A 21,262-nucleotide genomic window follows, 5' to 3' on the forward strand; every position below is an offset into this window, starting at 1 on the left:
GGGTGAGCCTTTGGATTCGGAATCGCCGAGACGGCCAGGCGAGCAAGTCGTGGCACAGCAAACAAGCCGACACAGCCCGCAGAGTCGGCTTTCGTACTTGGCCGCATTATTTTATGAGGTAACATCGCCGAAGTTTTGCAGCAGCCGCTGCTCCAGCCCTTTTTCGTTGGTCACCAGCTCTTGCATGATCGGAATCGTCATATCGGTATTCGGATTGTATTTCAAACCCCAATGCATGATGGCAAAAATGACCGGAAACAGATCGAGCGCCTGCTGTGTCGGCCGGTACATGGTCTGTGCGCGGTTCGAATCGCCTTCGGTCTTGACGAGCAGGCCGGCCTCGACGAGCGATTGGAGCCGTGCGCTCAATATGTTGGTGGAGATGCGTTCGCGTGAAGCGAGAAATTCGCGGTAATGCCGCTTGTTATGAATCAGGACGTCCCGCAGGACGATCAGGCTCCAGGGATCGCCCCATATATCGAGCGCATATACGATTGGGCAAACGGTAGAAGATCGCTTTTTCATGAGATCATTATATAAATCGCGCTTGCATTTTGCAAGTTTGTACTTGTGTTTTGCAAGTACAATCCTTATACTCGGTGTGTAGTCAACAATAAACCAAGGGAGATTACACACATGGATCAAGGTTACAGTATTTCTTTTACGGTCGATCAGAGCCCTGAACAGGTCTACACTGCCATCAACCATGTCCGCGGGTGGTGGTCGGAAGAAATTGAAGGCAGAACCGACGAGCTCGGCGAATTCAAGTACCGCCATCAAGACATTCACCGCTGCACCCTCCATATTACCGAGCTTGTTCCGGGTCATAAGGTGGTGTGGCATATTGCGGACAACTACTTCAACTTCGTTCAGGACAAGAGCGAGTGGACGGGGACCGACATTGTGTTCGAGATCGCCGAGAAGGACGGCCAGACCGAGGTTCGATTCACCCATGTCGGCCTCGTTCCCGCATACGAGTGCTACGACGTCTGTACGGACTCCTGGGGCATCTACATCAGAGGCAGTCTCCGCGACCTGATCGTCCAAGGCAAGGGTCAGCCCAACCAGGGCGAGCAAATTGCCAGCAAGCACGGCATCCAGAACGCTTAGCCCCCTGTCGGAGCAGCCTATATCCTGCTGACTGCGAAGGCTTGCTTCAGATGCCGATAAAGCTGCTGACTCGCCAGCTGGAACGGGTATGCCGATTCCTTGCACAACATTCCGAATGTCATATCGATGAGGCTCCCGGTGATCGCCCTGACCGTTGTCCCTTTTAGACCGGATTCCACCATCACGCCAGGGACAAGGGCGATCCCCAGCCCGTTCTCGACATAATGCTTCAACGCCGTCATGCTCCCGATCTCCATCATATCAAGCGTCACATTGCCCTTCTCCTGCATCGTCATCTCCAACTTCCTGCGATACGGGCAAGTCGCCGCCGTGACGAGGAGACGATACGCCTGCAAATCCTCCGGTTCAATGACGGCTTGCCGCGCAAGCGGATGATCCTCGGGCAACAGGACCACGAACTTCTCCTTGAACAAGGGCTCGAAGTAGAACTCCGACCCGATGCTCGGCGCCGTTCGGGTGAACTGCGTCGTGCCGGGCGCCGTCGCTACAAGGTGGTGGGACGGTAGAGAAGCGCAAATGAACAAGCTTGCACCCCGCCTGCTCCTGAAGCGCATCTCGACACCCGAAGATATCGCATCCATGATCTGTGCGGCCCTGGAGCAGGAGGCGATGACCGGCCAGATCATCATGGTCGACAGCGGACAGGCGCTGTAAGCATGGCGGAATGCCTCTCATTCATCGTTTTAATAGGCATGCAGCGCCACGGAACAAAAACAAGGCTGCTTTGCCATTGAATGCAAAGCAGCCTTGCTTGTTTACTTGTCCTTTTGCGCCAACAGCTTCAGCAGCACGGTGACTGACTCCGCTCTGGTCGCTCTATCGCCCGGCGCAAATGCATTCGCGCCTTTGCCTTCGATAATGCCCAGCTTTCTTGTCGCCTCGACTGCGCCTCTCGCCCAGCCCGGAATGTCCTTGTCGTCCGCGAAGCCTGTTGCCGTTGCGGCTTCAACTGGCCGTCCCAGCGCTTTGGCGATCATCACCGCCATCTCCGAACGCGTGATTCGGGCATTCGGGCGGAAGGTGCCGTCCTCGTAACCTGCGAGGATGCCCGCTTGCACCGCTAACGCGACCGATGTCTGCGCCCACGCGCCGATTTTTTCTTTATCGGCAAATGTCAGTGCGGCTCCGTCCCCTTGCGGATTGAGCGCATTCATCAGCATCACCGCAAATTCAGCGCGGGTCACGATACGGTTCGGATTAAACGTGCCGTCCGGATAGCCGCTGACGATGCCAAGGCTGACTGCTTGCTTGATGCTCGCCTCTGCCCAGTGCCCGGCAATATCGCTGAAGCTGATCGGCCGACCCGGATCGGTCGGTGCGTCTGCGCCTTGACCTGCTGCGAATACCGCATACTTCGTGAAGTGGTTAACCTTGATAGTGATGGTGCTGCCTTTTACCTCGCCGCCGACTTCCACCCATACCTTCTTGATTTCGTCGTAGAAAAATACAGAAGGCTTCTGAGCGCCCTTTAACTTTTGCGGATCGAAGGTAAAGGTCATGGTGATCTCTTTATTGAAGTTTTCCGTAAAGTTTTTCAGTATTTCGAATATCGAACTGACCGGGACATTCTTGCTTGTGAGCAGCTTTTGAGTGTCTGCCAATTTTTCTATCGTTATTTTCAGTTCTTTGGCCGACGCATCGGCAGGAATTATAATTTTGACTTCATCGCCCAGGCTGACCTCTCCCGATCGACCGATGGGCAGCGTTAGCGTGCCGTTGGTCGAGATCACTGTGTTGCTGGTCGGCGGTACTGTGTTGTTGCCAGCCGGCGGTACTGACGGAGTGTCACCGTCACCGGAAGGGCCGCCCGTCTCGTTGGCCGTCCACTTTGCATACAGGATCGTATTTGCCGTGATCGGAGTGGCGAAGTTGAACTGTGCCGTCCACCCTCCGTCGCTGTACCATCCGCCGAACGTATACCCGCTTCTCGTCGGATCAGCCGGTTTTGTGACCAACAGATTGTAATTCACGGACTGGCTGCCAACCGCCGAGCCGCCGTTGCTGTTGAAGCTGACCGTATACGTGTCGATCGTCCACATCGCATACAACGTCACGTTGGACGTGCCCATGATGTAAGTCGAGCCTGCGGCATAACTCGTGCCTCCGCCGTCCGCCGCCGTATTCCAGCCCGCGAACGTATAACCCGTCTTCGTCAGATTCCCGGTGTTCCCGTTCACAGAGACGGCAGCGCCTTGCGCATAGGAACCGCTGTCGGTCGGTGCGCTGCCGGATGCGGCCCCGTTGCCGCTATACGTCACCGTATAGGTCGGCGCCGGAATTACCGTGACCGTGTACGTCACCTGCGTGGTGCCGTCCTGCGCGGTGACAATTACTTTCTTGCCGGTCGCCAGGGCTGTAGCTACGGTTGTCCCGTCTGCATTGTACACTTCGAACGTGGCATCCGCTGCCGGCGTGATCGCTGCCTTAAGCTCGTCCAGTGTTGTTCCGTACGGAATGCCCGTGATGCTCTCGTCCGCAGTGCCGCCTGCGCTCACCGTGCCGATCGTCGAGGTCAACGTAGCGTCCGTGTTCAAATTTACCGTTACCGTGTACGTCACCTGCGTGGTGCCGTCCTGCGCGGTGACAATTACTTTCTTGCCGGTCGCCAGGGCTGTAGCTACGGTTGTCCCGTCTGCATCGTACACTTCGAACGTGGCATCCGCCGCCGGCGTGATCGCTGCCTTAAGCTCGTCCAACGTCGTGCCGTATGGAACGTCCGTGATGCTCTCGTCCGCAGTACCGTCCGCGCTCACCGTGCCGATCGTCGAGGTCAACGTTGCGGCTGTGCTTAAGTTCACCGTTACCGTATACGTTACCTTCGTAGTCTCATCCTGCGCGGTGACAATCACCTTCGTACCGGTCGCCAGGGTGGTAGCTACGGTCGTTCCGTCCGCATTGTACACTTCGAACGTGGCATTCGCCGCCGGCGTGATCGCTGCCTTAAGCTCGTCCAACGTCGTGCCGTATGGAACGTCCGTGATGCTCTCGTCCGCAGTGCCGCCCGCGCTCACCGTGCCGATCGTCGAGGTCAACGTAGCGTCCTTGTTCAAATTTACCGTTACCGTATACGTTACCTGCGTGGTCTCATCCTGCGCAGTGACGATCACCTTCGTACCGGTCGCCAGGGTGGTAGCTACGGTCGTCCCGTCCGCATCGTACACTTCGAACGTGGCATCCGCCGCCGGCGTGATCGCTGCCTTAAGCTCGTCCAACGTCGTGCCGTATGGAACGTCCGTGATGCTCTCGTCCGCAGTGCCGTCTGCGCTCACCGTGCCGATCGTCGAGGTCAACGTAGCGTCCGTGCTCACCGCGCTCAGCGTCCGAACAGGGATCGCCCCGCTCTGCGCCGATTCGCCGGCTGCATTGAACGCGCTCACCGCAAACGTATAAGATGTGTTCGGCGTCAGATCGCTCACCGTATAGGCCGGTTCGGTCACCGTGTCAATCGCCGTGAAGCCGCCATTCTCGTAGATATAGTAGCCGGTCGCTCCCGCTACCGCATCCCAGGTCAGCGTAGTCGATTCAGTCGTGGTGCTGTCGAATTGCAGATTCGCAGGCGTCCCGGGAGCGATCAGCTGCTCTACGCCGTACGTTCCTGCCGCATACAGGTTGCCATTGTCTCCCAGCAGGGCATGCAGTTGGCTCGGCGAACCGCTTACCTGCGTCCATGTATCGTTGCTATACGACCATAAGTCGTCGCTGCTGTTGTCAGTACCCGCATACAACGTACCGTTCATATAGAGCAATGCGCCCACGCCGCCCGGCGAATCGCTCATCTGTATCCATTCGGGCGTCGCCGCAGTCGTATCATACGTCCATACGTCATTGTCGTAGGCGGCAGTGCCGGCATACAGCGTACCGTTCACATTGATCAAGGCATACACGGGAGTAGACGCGACGCCGTCCGTCATCTGCGTCCATTCGGGCGCTGCCTCGGTCGTATCATACGTCCATAAGTCACCCATGCCGCTGCCTGTCCCCGCATACAGCGTGCCGTTCACATTAATCAAGGCATTCACATAACTCGGCACATTGCCGTCCGTCATCTGCGTCCATTCGGGTGCATCCGCGGTCGTATCATACGTCCATATGTCATGGTCGCCGTTATTGGTACCCGCATACAGCGTACCGTCGATATTGAGAAAGGCATACACATTGCTCGGCGCATGGCTTGTCGTCATCTGTGTCCATACGGGCGCAGCCGCGGTCGTGTCATACGTCCATATGTCATTGTCGTCATTGCAAGCTCCCGCATACAGCGTGCCGTCGACTTCGATGAAGGCATACACATAACCCGGCGAGCCGCTCATCCGTGTCCATCCGCCGCTGGCCGTATACGCCCACACGCCATTCGTGTCGTCGTCTGTCCCGGCATACAGCGTGCCACCGGCACTGAACAAGGTGTTGGTATTGCCCGGCACAATGCCCATCTGCGCCCACGTGCCGTTGCTGTACGTCCATATGTCTTTGTCTCCGGTCTGCGTCCCTGCGTACAACGTCCCGTTGTCATCGAACAAGGCATATACCATAGCAGGCGATCCGTAAATATGCTTCCAACCGCCACTGACGGTGTATGTCCATACGTCGTCGGCCCAGTTGGTCGTCCCTACGTACAACGTGCCGTCCACATTAAGCAAGGTTTGCACTCTGCCCGGCGAGTCGCCCATTTGCGTCCATGTTCCGTTATTGTATGTCCAAACTCTGTTGATTCCTGATGCTGAAGCCCCCGCATACAGCGTGCCGTCGACATCCACCAACGAAACTACAAATTTGGGCAAGCCGGTTATCTTCTCCCATGCACCGTTGCTGTACGCCCATGCGCCGTTGTTTAAAGTCAGCGCATACAGCGTGCCATTGATATCCGTTAAACTTTGTACATCGCCCGGCGAACCGCTCATCTGCGACCAGCCGCCGCCAGCCGTGTACGTCCATACGTCGTTGCTCGGCCCATTGGAAGCTCCCGCATAAATCGTGCCATTGAAGTCAATCAACGAATACACATTGCCCGGCGAGCCGATCATCTGCTGCCAGCCGCCGCCGGCCGTATACGTCGATACGTTGTTGCCGTCACCCCAGGCTCCCGCATACAACGTACCCGCCGCATCCATCAGCAAAGTTCGCACATAAGACGGCGAGCCGCTCATTCGCGTCCAGGTGCCGTCGCTGTTCGCCCATACGTCGTTATTGGTGAAGCTCCCCGTCCCCGCATACAAAGTGCCGCCCGCTTTGAGAAAGGTTTGCACCTTCGACGGTTGTTCGGTCTGTCCCACCGTTGCCCAAGTCGGAGAAGCCGCATGGACTGTCTTGCCTGCGCCTGTGAACGGGATGAACATCAAGGCGAGCAAGCATGCCAGCACGATTTTCCCTGCCCGGGAAGACCATATCTTCATTTTTGATGCAGACTTTTTCATAAATTCGTGAACACCTCTTGGCTTGTAATGGGATTGAAAAACGTCGAATATTGTTACTTTTGTCCTAATATAAGATGATTTCAGCGCAAAAAAAATCCCCCATTCAAGGGGGAGACGCGGTGAAATTATGGGGGATAACGTTATGTCCATTACAACCATTTGAATTGTTTCCCCTGCTCCAGCGCCTGTTCTCTGCTGTTCACCTGAAGCTTTCTGTACATGCTTTTCAGATGGCTCTTCACCGTTTCGGCCGTGATCTCCAGCTGTTCGGCGATCTGCTTGTTCGACAGCCCCATGTCGATCATCCGCAATATTTTTAGTTCCTGCTTCGTAATAAGAGCGCCCGCACTTGCCGTCTCATTCGCAGGGTTCGCCATCAGCAGCAGCAATTCCCTGGCGTAGCGCATGCTCGCAGACATCAGGTTAGCGTTGACCGGCCTGTGCCCGGTATATTCACGCAGCAGCTCGGCCATCTTGGCCCCTTCATCCAGGAAGCTGCGGGTGTATCTCCCCGGCTCCGCCAACCGGAGTGCCTCCTCCAGCTTCATTACGGCGTTTGCTCTATCTCCTATCAGATCCAATGCCAGGCTCTGCAGGATCGTCACCTTTACCTTGTCCCAGGTCCGATCTTCCTCAGCGACAAAGCCGTACATCTGCTCAAGCAGCTGCAAGGCATCGCTCTCCCTGCCGCATTCCATACATGCCCGTGCCAAGTGAAGATATTCTCTGATCGATGCAAACGGAGCCGTATCCGTATATTGGATGCCGCATGCTTGCAGCCAACCCTCATCAAAAGAACCGTTCACAAGCGATAAATAAGCTTTCTCTGCTTCGATCTTCCTTATGAAAATACTTTTGTCCGGTGAATGGATTTTCGATTTGAGCCGCTCCAGCAGTTCAAATGCGCTGGCCGAAGCTCCCCTGGCCTGATATATCCGCACAGCAACCGCCGCGGCGCCGAACAAAATAAGGCCATAGGGCTGTATACACTTTGTCTGCAGCGCCCTCTCCGCATACATTTCGGCCTCTTCCAATCGATTCTGCTCGTATAACAGCAGGCTGTACGTCACGTAGTAGAAGCCGACAAAGGGGTAATTTTCTCTGGTCTCCCATCTCTTGACCCACTTCGAAAAGTATCGCTCCGCCTCGTGCAAATCGTTGATAAAGCTCAGTTGCGTATCGAAATTGATTGAATATGAATTCCCTTCGATCATCTGAATGTAGCTGCCTTCCGGCATATGCCGGTCAAACATCTCCATATATTCATCCAATCGCCGAATATCCTTCCGGTAAAAGGCAACCGCCGACGATAAATAAAGCACATTCCCCACGTACGCTTCCCATGCCGGGTCCGACAGCTTGCTCTCCATATGACGAAGTCTGGCTTGCGCCAGCTCCATCTGACCCGCTTCCACCATCACTTTGACATACAGGAACTGGATGCCCGGTTTCTCTGCCAGACAAGCCTCCGGCAGCTCGCGCAGCCATCGGTACAGCACCCCTCTTTTCACACGGAAGTCTTGCAGATGCGCTTCAATGAGATCGCTCGCTTCCAGATAACGCTTGTCCATGAACAGCTGCTCTACCGCTTCTTCCAGAAATCCATGCGCCTCCAGCCACCGGGCCGCCTTGACATGCAGCTCTGCCGGCTGCCCCGCATATTTCTGCCGATAGAGCCGCCTCAGAAATTCGGAAAACAAATGATGATACCGGTACCACTCCCGCCGATCGTCCAGCGACACGATAAACAAATGATGCTGCTCCAGCGTTTCCAGCAGCTCCTGACAGTTCGCTTGTCCGGTGATCGCCTCGCACAGGGGACCGTTCATCCTGTCCACGATCGACGTTTCCAACAAAAAAGATTGAATCTCGCTCGGCTGGAGACTAAAAACCTCCTGGAACAAATAATCGGATATGTTGCGGTGTTCCCCGCTGAAGGCGCGGATAAAATCCGCATAGTTGCCGCTTCTTTGCAGCGAGATGGCCGCCAGATACAGCCCGCTGATCCACCCCTCCGTGCGGTCGACGAGCACCGCTATCTTCTCTCCGGACAGCGGCAGTCCCATGCATTCCTGAAAGTAACGAACCCCCTCGACAAGCTGGAATCGCAGCTCCTGGATCGTGATTTTGACCAGTTGGCCTGTCGTCTGCAGCCTTGCAGTAGGGAAGGGCATATCGGCCCGGCTTGTAATATAGAGGTGAACGCGGGCGGGCAAGTAAGCCAGAAAATAAGCCACCGACGCGTGAATAGGCGCAAGATCAATCGTATGATAATCGTCCCAGACGATGACCAATTCATCCGCGCGGCTGTCAAGCTCGCGAATCATGGCCGAGATGAAGGGCTCAAAGGCGCCCGACTTTAAGGATGGCAAATACGGGGTGACCGCCGCCGCAAACTGGGGATGCTTGCTATCGACCGCAGCGATCGTATAGCTCCAAAATTCAATCAGGTCATTGTCCTGCGAGCCCAGGGAGATCCATACGGCAGGTACGGCGGACTGCTGCAGCCACTGACTCACAGCCGTCGTCTTGCCGTATCCGCCGGGGGCCGCAATCGAGGTAAGCTTGCGCGTTAACCCTCTAGTTAACAGCTCGGTGATCGCCGCTCGCTCAACAAGATCTTCGCGCCGCGTTTGCGGGACATGCAGTTTGGTACTCATTATCATGACGGCACCTCGGAGTGGGCTGTTGGATCCTTTCTATAGTATATCGGAATTCCAGCCTCACGAAGGGAGAGCAGCGCAATCTTTTTGGCACAGCCTCATGCATGCGCTTGCTGCCAGGCGCCTAGCAGCCGCTGCTTCTGCAGCAGATGGTGGCGGTAATGCATCTCGATCAGCCGGAACCATTCGAGCGCATTCAAGCCGCCGAGCCGCGGGTGAGCGACCGTAGGGTGAGCGGGCTGTAATGCCGCGTCCTTGCCGGTCGGATCAAAGGCGGCCGCCACCATCGGCTCGATCTCGGTCATCCGGCGCACCGTATCGCGCAGCCCGTCTACGATCTGTTCCTTGCTGTCCGGCTGCGGCGGCGTATACTGGGGCGATGGCGGGACTTGAATGCGCGCCGGCGGAAAGCCCCCCGCCTCGAACAACGCCTCTCCCTGCTCGGTTTTGCCCGCAGGCACTCCTGCCGGATCGCGATCCGGCGCAAGACACTGTGCCGCATTCCGCAGATGCATGAACTGTGCGGAGCGGATCAGATGCATATGCATCTGGCCCAGCGACCATTCCGCTTCTGCAGGCTTCCATAGCAGCTGCCCGAGGCTTATGCCCTCCAGTTCCCGAATGTAGTCATTTACGGTGTCCTCGAACCTGCGCAGCGTTTCCTTCGTATCCATTGCCACAGCCACTCCTTTGATTTTCGAATGGCTCAAGCATACGACACGGCTCCTGACACCGGTTTGTCAGTACCTTTTTCGCATGTTATCAATTTCTGCGCGCATGCGGTCCCGCAGCGACGCCGGCTCCAGCACGCGCACCGCTGCGCCCCAGCCGAGCGTCCACTGCAGCAGCTCCTCGATCTGCCGCACGCGGAACGTCGCCAGCCAGCCTTCCTCTCCCGGCTCGAACGTTTCCATATAGAAGTTGTCCGATCCCTGCACCAGGTCTGCGACAGCAGGATCGACGAGCATCCGCACGATGACGTTCCGATCGTCCGCAGACCGCCGGTCCCGAAGGTTGAAGCCGGGAGGGACTTCAAACGAAGCTTCAAGTACGGTCAGCTCGTTCATGCGGGACAGCCGAAAATGGCGAATGTCGCCCCTGAGATCGCAAAGCGCGACGAGCACCCACGCCCCTTGGGAAAAAACGAGACCGTAGGGGTCGGCCGTACGCTCGCTGTGGCGGCTCCCATCCGGCCCCGGCAGGTTTTTGGAATAGCGGAAACGAATCTTGCGCTTCTGCACGATCGCCCGGCGCACCTGCTCGAACGCAGCCTTCTCCTCCCCGCGCGTCACAGCCGTTCTATCGCTTAGCAGCCGGATCGCCGATCGCAGCCGGGCCGCTTCCTCCCGCACATGCTCCGGCAAAATGACCTCGATCTTCTCCTGCGAGCTGCGGGCGCTCGTGCCGAACTCCGCATCCAGCCTCAATTCAACGAAGTCCGCCCCAATGAGCAGCGCCGTCGCCTCCTTCGCCGTGAAGCTGACCGGAGGCAGAAAGTAGCCTTCCATGAGGGAGTAGCCTACCCCCGGCGCGCCTGCCACCGGAACCCCCATCTCGCTAAGCGCCTGCATGTCGCGGTAAATCGTGCGCACGCTCGTCTCGAACCGGCCGGCCAAGTCCTCGGCGCGCAGCACTCCTTTGCGCTGCAGCTCGATGACGATGGCCAGCAAGCGATCGGTTTTATTCATCGCCGCCCACGTCCTTTGTCGTGCCTCTATTGCGTATCCCATATCGCGATCCGCGAGGATCGGCGCGATCATTACCAGGTTTCATCAAGATGCTGCGCATAGTAGGAGAGCGGTTTACTAAAGTATTGGAGCTTCTCATCTGACGTCGTTTCCAGCAGGTTGGCTAAAAGGAGTTCGGTCGATTGTTTGTATTTTCCCGTATTATAGAGGGCTATCGCCAGAAAGACCTGAAGCCCTCTATGATGAGGAAATTCCGCTACACCCCGGCGCAATGTCTCCTCCGCTTCCTGATAGAAACCCAAATAGCGATACGTGCTCCCCAGACCAAGCAAGGCCCGCTCCAGATCGGGTCCGGATAGCCCCTGTTCAATCGCGTGAACATAAAATGGAATCGCTTCTCGGCCTAGTCCTGAATTGTCATGGGCAACGGCTGTCTGGAAGTTGATCTCGGCATCGTCCGGGTAAGCGGAAACCAACTCTATCAGCATGGCGCGGACTTCAGCAAGCATAGCTTGGTCCTGCTTGGCCCGTCCTTCTTCACGCATCTGTATGGCTTTATCCAGTCGTTCTCGATTCATTTGTGCATTTTCCTTTCATTTTTGAAATAATGCTTGCCAAACAAAAATATGTCTGACTGGTTTTGGCTTGTGGCAAAGTAAGATTACATGGAGCCGGCCCCCGGCTCTAATCGCTGCACCCGCATCAAGTATGCCGTGACATTGCGGTCATCCTGGAGGGGGTAAGCGTAATTCAGCCGCTCCGCAACCTCTCTGGCTGTGCTGCGAAACAAATCCAGCAACGCAAACAAAGCGCGCCACACCCCTTCATATGTCCCCTCCGGATAGGTGGACAGGAGTGCGCGCCAGCTTTGCTCCGGCAAGTGCTGCTGCAAATACTTTCCGTTTTTCCCGGTGCTGACAGAGAAATGAGTGTCTAAACCGACCTTCCACTCGAGCATCTTGATCAGCATCGGTCTTACATTTTTGTTCAGATGGTCCATGGCGTACGTTATCTCTTGTCTCCACAAGCCTTTGGCTACATAGGTTGACACCCACCACAACTCGTTGCAGCAATCTGCGTAAAAAGCGGCCGACGGACGCTCCACCCAATAATCTTGATCGGACGGCGCCGGGAGAGCCGGCAGAGATTGATCTTTATCCAACAGTACAATGGAAAGCTTGTCGCCGTTATTCCAGTTTTCTTTTTTCTCGATCGGACACAGGGTAAGGTCTACGCGGTTGCCGTCAGAAAACAACATGAGATAAGAAAAGTTGCCATCCAGCCCGGGCGGGAACAAATTCATGTCTTCCGGCGTCTGCATGATGATACGGCTTCCGAAGCAGTCTATCCAGTCCGGGTCCGCGACAAAAGAATCCAGGTCCGTAACCACGAATACAATATCGTAATCCTGGAACATATCCTTCGGAACGTTCGGATTGGTTCGTGATCCGTTCATCCCGACCGCACGGACCCGCTCGTCTTGGCCTGCATATTCCAATATCAGATCCATCATCTCTTGTTCGCTTCTCATCCCGATGCCAGTCTCCCTTCTCCTTATGCTGCAGCGCTGCCGGTTGATTCGGATATGCGGTGAGCCCCTGCGTATGTGCAAAATCGGCAAATTCATCGATCTCGTTCGTGGACATATGCTCGGCCGGATTCATTCTCTACCCCCGGTTACTCCCTGTCGCCCTGCTGTATGAATGCGGGTCCGACTCGCATATACGAAAAACCGCCGAAGCAATCGGCGGCCTGTCCGTTAGCAGAGAGCCTGTACGCGCTATTATTTCTCCGTCTCGTAGCGGACCGCGATAATGCCCGAGTTGAGCGTCCGGCTGGACAGCAGCTTGAGCTTGATTTTCTCACCGTTGCCGTCGAATACCGATTGGCCGCCGCCCAGAATGACCGGACAGATCGTCAGCCAGAATTCGTCGATCAGGCCGAGCTCAAGCAGCGTCTTCGCCGCCCCTGGGCTGCCGAAGATAACGAGATCTTTGCCGGGCTGCTCCTTGAGCGCCTTGATCTCCTCTGCGATATTGTCCTTGATCAGCATCGTATTGTTCCATTCAGCCTTGTCCATCGAGCCGGAAATGACGATCTTCTTCACATCCTGCACCCATCGGGCATGCTCCCTATCGTGCTCCGAAGCATCCGGATCGTCCAGCAGCGTAGGCCAGTAGCTCTCCATCATTTGATACGTCGTGCGTCCGTATACGGGGGAGCCGACTTCGGCTACAATCTCCTCGGCGTACTTCTCCAATTCCTCGTTGTACGGAATCCAATTCAATCCTCCGTTCGTATCCGACGCATACCCATCCAGCGACACATGCATGAACAATACGAGTTTTCTCATGTCTGTTTCTCCTCCAATATGGAATGGTTATCCTGCAGATACGTTCACTATAAATCATGACGTTACGTCAGGTTCAAGTAAAAACCCGATTTTTTTGATGTACTACAGTTTTATATCTCTTTAGAAGGAGCAAACGCTTGATTGATAAACGAAGTCATGGATTCAAAAACGTCGGACAAAGGAACTCTCCCTTCAAACGTCAACTTGAGTACCAATACCATCTGAACTGCCCACACTTGCGCTTGGACCTTATTTCCCGCCAACCGATTCTTTAGTAATCCCTTTGCCAATTCTCGTTCGTATGTGGCCCACATGACCATGAGGCGATTATATAGCGCCGGGCTGTCTTGAATGACCTGAGACAAAGCAACGTATTCGCCGATAGCCTCGTCATTCCCCGCAATCCCGATGATAAACGTCTTAAACTCCTTCCACAGGTATTGGGGATTGACGGTTTCTATAAATTCAAGAACGCGCTCCAACAGCTCATGCTCGTCATAGAATACAATCGCATCCTTTGTGGGAAAATACTGAAACAATGTTTTTTTGGCGATGCCGCTCGCGTCTGCGATCTCCTGCGTTGTGACATGGTCAAACCCCTTCTCGGAGAAGAGCCTGAGGGCATTTTTTATAATCTCAAGGTGCTTGGCTTGTTTTTTTTCTTCTCGTCTACTCATGATCCCAGTGTAGCATAACGCTTGACAAATAAAAAGTAACCGAGTAACGTATAATTCGTAACCGGGTTACTTTTTTTATTTTGAAAGCGAGGGATTTATATGCGTGAGGCCAAATCATCGTCCGCTTCCCTGTGGATACTGATGATTCCTTTAATGCTTGTCTTATTTATTTCCAGTCTCGACCAGACGATCGTGACGACTGCGCTTCCTAACATTGTGCACAGTTTGGGCAATCCTCAAGATGTGGCCTGGATTACTACCGCATACCTCATCACCAGTTCGATTACTACGTTATTGCTCGGCAAAATGGGGGACTTATTTGGCCGTAAGGCGATCTTGCAATTTTCGCTCATCGTCTTTCTCATCGGCTCTTTATTATGCGGCATCGCCTCATCCGTATTCATGCTAAGCCTATTCCGCGCTCTCCAAGGGATCGGCGGCGGCGGACTGACCGCATTGGTGATGGCGGTTATCGGCGATTTAGTGCCTCCGCGCGAGAGGTCCCGCTATCAAGGGCTCACGGGCATCGTCCCTGCTGTCGCGCTCATAGCTGGTCCCTTTTTAGGAGGCTACATTTCGGATAATTTTTCATGGAGATGGGTTTTCTACATCAACCTGCCGGTGGGAGTCATTGCTTTTGCGCTCATCGCCACTCGCTTGAGATTGCCCAGGGGCAAGACCGTCAGAAGCCTGGATTGGCTCGGAGGTATCCTTGTTACGATCACCACGACAGCATTGTTGTTGGTGCTTAATTGGGGCGGCGGCAGCTACGCTTGGGATTCTGCCCTGATCTTGACGCTATCGGGCGCCGCTATTGTGGGGCTTGTTCTGTTCGTACTCGTCGAACATCGCGCCAGAGAACCCATTACTCCGCTTAGCTTCTTCAAATCCAGCATTTTCACAATTTCGTCTCTGCAGTTTTTTATCGCAACTGTCTCCCTTTTTGTAGTCATGGTGTTTGTGCCTATGTATCTTCAAAATATAAGAATGTATTCCGGGGCACAGGCAGGATCGTTTATCATCCCCATGATGATTGGCATTATTCTGACATCTTCGATCTCGGGCGTACGCATTGCAAAAACGGGACGGTACAAATATTGGCCGGTCGCAGGATCGATCCTGATGGGCATCGCCATGTGGATGTTAGGCACCATATCTCCGTCCACTTCAAGCTTGTGGATTATTGCGGCCATGTTAATCGTCGGTATGGGACAAGGGGCGCTCATACAAGTTGCCTTGTTAGCCGGACAGAATGCTGTGCCTTATACACACATCGGAACGGCAACTGGAGCATTGAACTTCTTCAAAGGACTTGGCGGAGCATTTGGCGCTTCCATCTTCGCTGGAGTTCTCACACGGCAATTAGGCAATAAAACGGACCCATTGCAAATTTCCCATGCTTACGGGCATACCTTTTTGTGGGTCATCCCCTTTATCGTCGTATCCTTATTGATCGGGATTTTGATGAGAGAAAAACCGCTGTCCGCAGATATGGAAAAGGTTATGGCAGGCGAAGTCGAAGTTCCTGAATACTGAAGCGAAGGTGCGGGGCGTGGGGAGTATTTGAAGCAAGGCACCTGGCGGGGTGCCTTGCTGACTCCGCCATCAGCGAACAGGCGGGCATGTTGCAGCGACTGCAATTGTTACCTCTCACCAATGGGGTTGCCCAACGAACCGTAGCGGTTCACTACCCGGCTCCATAATACCGATCGGATATCCCTCATAGCCGAGCTCGCTGCATGAAGTTACAATCGTAGCTTGTTCATGTATGGCGACCTCCAAGGCGACATCGGGTTAAGGAAACAAATTGCTATTTATTTGCACCGCCTGCGCGGGGTTACCTGCGAACCGGAACAGATTATAGTTGGTGCCGGCACTCACCATTTGCTTGCAATATTATGTCAGTGGTGAATTTGAGCGTCACATGCGGCGAATGCGCCGACTGTACAACAGTAAACATAGTGCGATGCTCTCAGCTATCCATGAGAGCTGGGGCAACCGGGTGAACATTGTTGGTGCGGGCTCAGGTTTGCACCTTGTTGCCGAAATATGTGGGAATGAGAAGACACAGCTATTCTCAGAAGATACGTATGTTCAGCTAGCGGCAAGTGTGGGCATTGGGGTGTATTCCACGCTTAAGTATGAGCTGGCTCCGCCTGCCGCACGGAATCCCGTCTTGTTACTCGGTTTTGGCGCTTTATCGGCTAAGCCGAGTAGTAGGGTTCAATCTAACGGGTCTATCGGCGAAAACAAATGGCGGCCCTATGACCGCCACGTTTCGTCTCGCTTATACTCGCCTTGACTAGGGGGCGTTATGTTCATCACGTAGGATTATCTGCGCTTCAAGTTTGCTGAGATTTTATTTTTTTTCTTATTCTGAAATGGACAACTATTGAACTTACTAAAAGTATGAGCATAATCCCAGCAGTAAACGTAAAAAAGTTAAAAAAGAGCGTATTTGTATATTGGTTTAACCATGGCCAACCATAAATAATAGATTGAGGCTCGTTTGGCTCCCCACCCAAATCTTGAAGAAGGGATTGGATTTGTTTATATGCACCATAAATAAATAAGAACAGTAAAAGAAACAAAGTCCATATGTATGATTTTAAGTTTTTTCGAGTACGAAAGTGAAGTTGACTGATTCGAAAAGCGTAGGCAAGCATTATTACATACAACGGGATTGCAGGGAAAACAAATAATAACCCTAGGTTTCCGTTCCCTGACACACCATCATGGTCATTTTTCAATGTAAATAGATCAATCAGAAAAAATAATAAAGCGGATAAACAAAGTAAAATAAAAAGCACGATCAAATCCTTCTTGATTTTTTTATTCAAATGAACTCACTCCTATTAATAAATACAATGCTCCCTTGTTCAAGGAAGCATTGTATTTATTAAGTTTCATTGTTTCCATAGGTGCAATAATCCAATATCTTGATCATTGTCATTCCAAAGTCTATAGATTGTACCGGTGTTATTGCTGCCGCCATCTGGATCCTTAAACCCAAAATACTTTGTACCATCAACAATCTTGTATCCAATTCCCGCTACAAAATGGTAGTTAGTATAAGTCGAACCAGAAACCCAAAAATCAAATCTTATCCCCGTTGGGAAATCATAATCATCAATATCGCCTTGAAAGTTATTCCAAGCAACATTATCAGTCCCTCGATACTGAACCCCAACCCATTTCTCACCATATTCTCTTAGATGAGTTAGGAGACCTACAGAGAAATCGCCCAAACTAGTCCCAAAACTTGATGTGCCCATTTCGGAATACAAATGATTTATAAGTTTAGGTACACCATCGTAATCGAATGAGCCTGGAACATTATAATAATGCCAAAGGTAATCAGATATCATGGCGCCAGTAGTCGGTCCACACGCAGAACTCTGATGGGTAACCCCGGTCATTCTTTGGTGGTATCTGGACACACTTAGTTCTTTTGAAACAGTAGACATTATACTTAGTTTAGCAGAATCATCAGACAGTAGCTGATCCCACCTGGGCCTACTAGTAGTTGCGGTTTTTTCTTTTAGTTTTAGATTCAGATTTTTTTCTTTTGCTTTTCTCAAAATTTCCTCCGCGCTTGATGCTTGTACAATACCATTTAAGAAATAACTCTTTAGTCCAGACTGATCGGATTCTATTACTCCATCTCCGAATTCAAGGACGGGTCCTCTATCTTTGGTAGCAGATACAATGATATATCCTTTATTCATCCCAGATTTATTATTAATAAGAAAATAATAAGCCAGCAATGTTTCATCAATGTCATACAAGTCCTTTGAGAATTTCAGTTGAGCGTCCTGCCATAAATCATTATTGAGATATCCGATAAACTTTTGTGCAGCTTGTTCAGCATCAGTAACAGATATCTTCTCACTCACGTAGTTATTAGCAGAAACGGATGGAACGAAAGAAATCAGAAGCATCAAGGATAATGAATAGATAAGGAACTTAAAATTCATCTTCAATTTTTCTCCTCCTTAAGTTTAAATAACCTCTCAGCATTCACCGAGGCAATATTTGGCGTCTGAGTTACAGACGTCAACGAACCACATCACCTCCAATTTTGTAATATTTTTTCTTGTAAACGAAAACTATCGCTGTAAATTTCTGTTTACAACTATAAATTATCACAATTGTTAGATTGTGGTATAGTTCAAAAGTCATAAAATACATAATTTTTGAATTTTCTGAACATTAAATTACGAATCAATCGGTTTGGGTGAAGCGTATCGGCGGCAGATCAAGCGTAACGAAAAGGAGAACGCCCATATTAGACGTTCTCCCTGGATTTGGCCTGGTGGAGCAGATGATTACCGTTCCTGCTGTTGCAGCATTTCATGAATTTTTTCTTGATCAATATATTTAGCTTCACCGTATCATCTATAGAGCGAACTCAAAAGGCTCCCTGTCCGGGTGTTTAGAGCCATTTCTATTTTCAGTACTGATTTTTTCTTTTGCTCTATATCTAAGTAGTCTCTATCGAAATGACTAGCATAAATCATCTGTCTAAATTTACGCACACTCATTTTTCGAATTGTCTTATCTTCAATAATTAGAACATAATCCATGCCATTTACAACCGAATAGAAATCGTGGGAAATCATAAGAATGGCGCCTTTAAACTCCCTAATGGCTCTCTCCAGTGCGATTTGCGCGTAGGTATCTAAATGGCTTGTCGGCTCATCAAGAAGCAATACATTTGCTTTGCTGGCAGCGACTTTAGCCAGTTGAAGGAGGTTTTTCTCTCCACCGGACAACGATTCTATTTTGTGACTAACGATCTCTCCTTTGAATCCATAGCCCCAAAGATACAATCTGATCTCATCATAAGTGCTAAACCCTGCATCGATTTAATTTGGATAGATCTCCTTTTACCTATACCGAAAAACAGGATTCTGGTCATACGGCAGTCAGTGTCCCGCACTTCTGGTTACACCGGTGTTTAAAACATCGGCTTAATGACCATCAGCACGGTTACCGCCAGGGACAGCAGTTGGGCAGTCGTCTCCATAGGCGCAATTCTCCGCATGGCTGCCCCGATATCGGCAGATAATTCATGACCTTGCCTTTCCGATGCGAGTTGAGCGAGCCGTTTCGTATGCGGTTCGATCAAACCGGCGATGGCGACGATTAAGATCAGTGATAATAGTATGGAGAGATTTAGCCACATTTCAGTGAACCCCATTTTGGCAATAACCATTAACCAAATGCCGGTCAGCACGAGTACCGTGCCGCCGATTTTAGAAAACAAGGCAACCTTGGACATAATATCTAAAATAAAGCGAAGCTGGTCAGTCGTTTTGGCCGACCTGCGGATAATAGGCACTATGAAGGCTGAACCGATCAATGCTACCGCAGCGAATATATGCAACACCAGCAACCATCCGTACAAACGATCAACTCCTTTTTAGTGAATCGGCATCTCGTTCCGACAAAGTGGGTCGCAACTTCGGCTTCGGAAAGCTCCCTTAACCGCGACCGTCTCTATTTCGTCAATAGGTTCAGCAGGCGATCAACTTCCTGTGTCCAATCCATCCCGATTGCTTTTGCGTCTTGAAGTATCAGACCGTTAATAACCGAAAAATATAGAATCAATTGCTTGTAGGCATCGCCCTCCGAGAATACGCCCTCTTGCTGCCCTCGGACGAAGATCGGGATAATCTGTTCCATGGTTTCTTGTGGGGAATACCTCTCGATTGCTTCCCTCGCCTTGCTCGGAATGGCTTCCAATGTTAACGCCTGTTGAACGAGCAGGAAATATAGCTTGTGGTTCTCATCCAACATTTGAAGCGTAAACGCCTTTAGTTGCTCAAGAGGCGAACCGGAGAGCTGTTCGATATCCCGAATGGCTTTCCGGGATTCCTCGATCGCCTCTTCCACGAGGAGCGCAAAGATCTCGTCTTTGGATTCGAAGTAGCGGTACGATAAGCCTTGGCTAATCCCGGCCTCCTCCGCGATCATGCTCATTTTCGTGCCAACGAGACCTTTTTGCGCAAATATTTTAAGAGCCGCCTTTTTGATCTGATCCTTGCGCTCTTGTTCAGATTGCATTTTTTCTGTTCTTGGCATAGGTTATCCTTCTTCCTTTTTCGTACGTCAGCCGCGTATTAAGCCTGCGACATACGGATCTGCTCCTCGCTCGTCTCCCATAGCTTCTTCGCTGCTTCGATGTTGCTTGCCTGTGCCGACAGCGTTCCCACATGCTTGTCGACGTAGTAACGCCCGTTCTCCAAGTTCTTGCTGTCGGTATCCGCCAGCCATACCATTGTCTCTGCGCCCTTCTCGGGTGTTCTGGCGAACCACATCATTACGGTCGCCGTCATCCGGGCCATCCATCCGTTGTCCCGATTGAAGTTCGTGGCCACAAGTCCGGGGTCAAAGCTATAAGCTGTTACATTCGTGCCTTTCAACCGCTGCATCAGCTCTGTAGTAAACAAGATGTTCGCCAGCTTCGACTCGCCATATCGGAAATTAGGGCCGCCCTTCAGCTTTCCGAAAAAATCAAAATATCGCTTGCCGCTCAGATCGTCGAAATCGATGCCTTTCCTGGCCATCTTATGGCCGTGTGATGACGTCGTAATGACACGGCCGTGTTCGCTCAGCATCAGTCTATCAAGCAACAGCCTCGTTAACAAGAATGGCGCGATATGGTTGACCGCCATGGTCATCTCGATTCCATCCTCCGTCAGCTTATGATCGACGAACATCGCACCTGCATTATTGATCAGGATATCGATCTTGGGGCATTTCGCTAATATTTCGTTTGCCGCGCGGCGGATCGAACGCTGTGACGACATGTCGGCGATGAAGACGTCCACCGTGATCCGATTACCGGCGGAAGCCCGGATCTCATTTGCAACCGCGTTAGCTTTGGTCGCATTACGCGCCACAATACCCAAATTCGCCCCTCTCGCGGCTAACTCTCGGGCAGCCGCCAAGCCAATCCCGCTCGTCGCGCCAGTAATCACCACATATTTCCCGCTTACATTCCGCTCACTTGATTCATGAATTCCGTCCATTTAGAATCCCTCCTCGTTTTATTGAATGAACAGTTCATTCATTTGTTAAGTTGATTATAATGAACGGTTCATTCATTTGTCAATAGGGGGAATGTACATCGTTTCTTTCCTTGCGGAAAAGTCAGCCGTCGTCTGTTGACGCCATACCTAATAGATCGGTTATTTCAAAAGCCTTGCACTTAAAATATTTCAAATGGACGAGAGGAGAAGCCGTTTAAGCTTCTCCTCTGTCAAGAACGCCTATCGGCACACACAATTCCCGTTGTTTGGGATATGAACTATAACTTGTAGAACGCTGATGT

At 52.0% G+C, this 21,262-nt stretch carries 17 protein-coding genes and 2 pseudogenes; 3 read left to right on the plus strand and 16 right to left on the minus strand.

Going from position 1 to position 21,262, the window contains the following annotated elements; all coding sequences use genetic code 11:
• Positions 1-111: 111 nt before the first annotated feature.
• Positions 112-525 carry a winged helix-turn-helix transcriptional regulator gene (locus VQ071_RS14250; protein WP_340514710.1) on the minus strand — a complete coding sequence of 138 codons (414 nt, stop codon included), beginning with the start codon at positions 523-525 and terminating at the stop codon, positions 112-114.
• Positions 526-636: 111 nt separating this feature from the next.
• Here VQ071_RS14250 and VQ071_RS14255 point away from each other — a divergent pair, with 111 nt between their 5' ends.
• Complete coding sequence (locus VQ071_RS14255; RefSeq protein ID WP_340514711.1) at positions 637-1,110, plus strand: SRPBCC family protein; 474 nt, start codon at positions 637-639, stop codon at positions 1,108-1,110.
• A gap of 17 nt (positions 1,111-1,127) precedes the next feature.
• Here VQ071_RS14255 and VQ071_RS14260 read toward each other — a convergent pair whose 3' ends face one another.
• Positions 1,128-1,655, minus strand: coding sequence for a substrate-binding domain-containing protein (locus tag VQ071_RS14260; protein ID WP_340514712.1), 528 nt, complete (start codon positions 1,653-1,655; stop codon positions 1,128-1,130).
• Here VQ071_RS14260 and VQ071_RS14265 point away from each other — a divergent pair.
• Positions 1,582-1,785, plus strand: a pseudogene (locus VQ071_RS14265) (SDR family oxidoreductase); the annotation flags it as partial. The gene VQ071_RS14260 and the pseudogene VQ071_RS14265 sit on opposite strands and share 74 nt — an antisense overlap.
• 101 nt (positions 1,786-1,886) lie before the next feature.
• Here VQ071_RS14265 and VQ071_RS14270 read toward each other — a convergent pair.
• The 8 genes from VQ071_RS14270 to VQ071_RS14305 all read right to left on the minus strand — a co-directional run bounded on the left by VQ071_RS14270 (position 1,887) and on the right by VQ071_RS14305 (position 13,923).
• The gene (locus tag VQ071_RS14270) at positions 1,887-6,488 is read right to left on the minus strand and encodes an S-layer homology domain-containing protein (protein ID WP_340514713.1); all 4,602 of its coding nucleotides are present in this window, start codon (positions 6,486-6,488) and stop codon (positions 1,887-1,889) included.
• A gap of 203 nt (positions 6,489-6,691) precedes the next feature.
• Positions 6,692-9,202 (minus strand): LuxR C-terminal-related transcriptional regulator, encoded by a 2,511-nt coding sequence (locus VQ071_RS14275; RefSeq protein ID WP_340514714.1) that lies wholly within the window; start codon positions 9,200-9,202, stop codon positions 6,692-6,694.
• A 101-nt stretch (positions 9,203-9,303) separates the two neighbouring features.
• Positions 9,304-9,879, minus strand: coding sequence for a DinB family protein (locus tag VQ071_RS14280; protein ID WP_340514715.1), 576 nt, complete (start codon positions 9,877-9,879; stop codon positions 9,304-9,306).
• 66 nt (positions 9,880-9,945) lie between these two features.
• A complete protein-coding gene (locus VQ071_RS14285) occupies positions 9,946-10,893 on the minus strand; it encodes a helix-turn-helix transcriptional regulator (protein ID WP_340514716.1) in 948 nt (315 codons plus the stop codon).
• A gap of 71 nt (positions 10,894-10,964) precedes the next feature.
• Complete coding sequence (locus tag VQ071_RS14290; protein WP_340514717.1) at positions 10,965-11,471, minus strand: tetratricopeptide repeat protein; 507 nt, start codon at positions 11,469-11,471, stop codon at positions 10,965-10,967.
• Between the two features lie 83 nt (positions 11,472-11,554).
• On the minus strand, positions 11,555-12,424 hold the full coding sequence (locus VQ071_RS14295) for an aminoglycoside 6-adenylyltransferase (RefSeq protein WP_340514718.1): 870 nt from the start codon (positions 12,422-12,424) through the stop codon (positions 11,555-11,557).
• A 252-nt stretch (positions 12,425-12,676) separates the two neighbouring features.
• The gene (locus VQ071_RS14300; RefSeq protein WP_340514719.1) at positions 12,677-13,246 is read right to left on the minus strand and encodes a dihydrofolate reductase family protein; all 570 of its coding nucleotides are present in this window, start codon (positions 13,244-13,246) and stop codon (positions 12,677-12,679) included.
• Between the two features lie 110 nt (positions 13,247-13,356).
• A complete protein-coding gene (locus VQ071_RS14305; RefSeq protein ID WP_340514721.1) occupies positions 13,357-13,923 on the minus strand; it encodes a TetR/AcrR family transcriptional regulator in 567 nt (188 codons plus the stop codon).
• 99 nt (positions 13,924-14,022) lie between these two features.
• Here VQ071_RS14305 and VQ071_RS14310 point away from each other — a divergent pair, with 99 nt between their 5' ends.
• Positions 14,023-15,459 carry an MDR family MFS transporter gene (locus VQ071_RS14310; protein ID WP_340514722.1) on the plus strand — a complete coding sequence of 479 codons (1,437 nt, stop codon included), beginning with the start codon at positions 14,023-14,025 and terminating at the stop codon, positions 15,457-15,459.
• Positions 15,460-16,265: 806 nt separating this feature from the next.
• Here the strand turns inward: VQ071_RS14310 and VQ071_RS14315 are convergent.
• The 6 genes and pseudogenes from VQ071_RS14315 to VQ071_RS14340 all read right to left on the minus strand — a co-directional run bounded on the left by VQ071_RS14315 (position 16,266) and on the right by VQ071_RS14340 (position 20,960).
• Positions 16,266-16,763 carry a hypothetical protein gene (locus VQ071_RS14315; RefSeq protein ID WP_340514723.1) on the minus strand — a complete coding sequence of 166 codons (498 nt, stop codon included), beginning with the start codon at positions 16,761-16,763 and terminating at the stop codon, positions 16,266-16,268.
• 66 nt (positions 16,764-16,829) lie between these two features.
• Positions 16,830-17,906 (minus strand): hypothetical protein, encoded by a 1,077-nt coding sequence (locus tag VQ071_RS14320; protein ID WP_340514724.1) that lies wholly within the window; start codon positions 17,904-17,906, stop codon positions 16,830-16,832.
• 411 nt (positions 17,907-18,317) lie between these two features.
• Positions 18,318-18,791 (minus strand): annotated as a pseudogene (locus VQ071_RS14325) (ATP-binding cassette domain-containing protein); the annotation flags it as partial.
• A 92-nt stretch (positions 18,792-18,883) separates the two neighbouring features.
• Positions 18,884-19,333 (minus strand): DUF2269 family protein, encoded by a 450-nt coding sequence (locus tag VQ071_RS14330; protein ID WP_340514725.1) that lies wholly within the window; start codon positions 19,331-19,333, stop codon positions 18,884-18,886.
• Positions 19,334-19,425: 92 nt separating this feature from the next.
• Positions 19,426-20,010, minus strand: a complete 585-nt coding sequence (locus tag VQ071_RS14335; protein ID WP_340514726.1) for a TetR/AcrR family transcriptional regulator — start codon at positions 20,008-20,010, stop codon at positions 19,426-19,428.
• Positions 20,011-20,048: 38 nt separating this feature from the next.
• Entirely contained in the window at positions 20,049-20,960 is a 912-nt protein-coding gene (locus VQ071_RS14340; RefSeq protein ID WP_340514727.1) for an SDR family NAD(P)-dependent oxidoreductase, read from the minus strand.
• Positions 20,961-21,262: the final 302 nt, after the last annotated feature.

The sequence above is a fragment of the Cohnella sp. 56 genome (genome assembly GCF_037963805.1).
Classification (GTDB): domain Bacteria; phylum Bacillota; class Bacilli; order Paenibacillales; family Paenibacillaceae; genus Cohnella.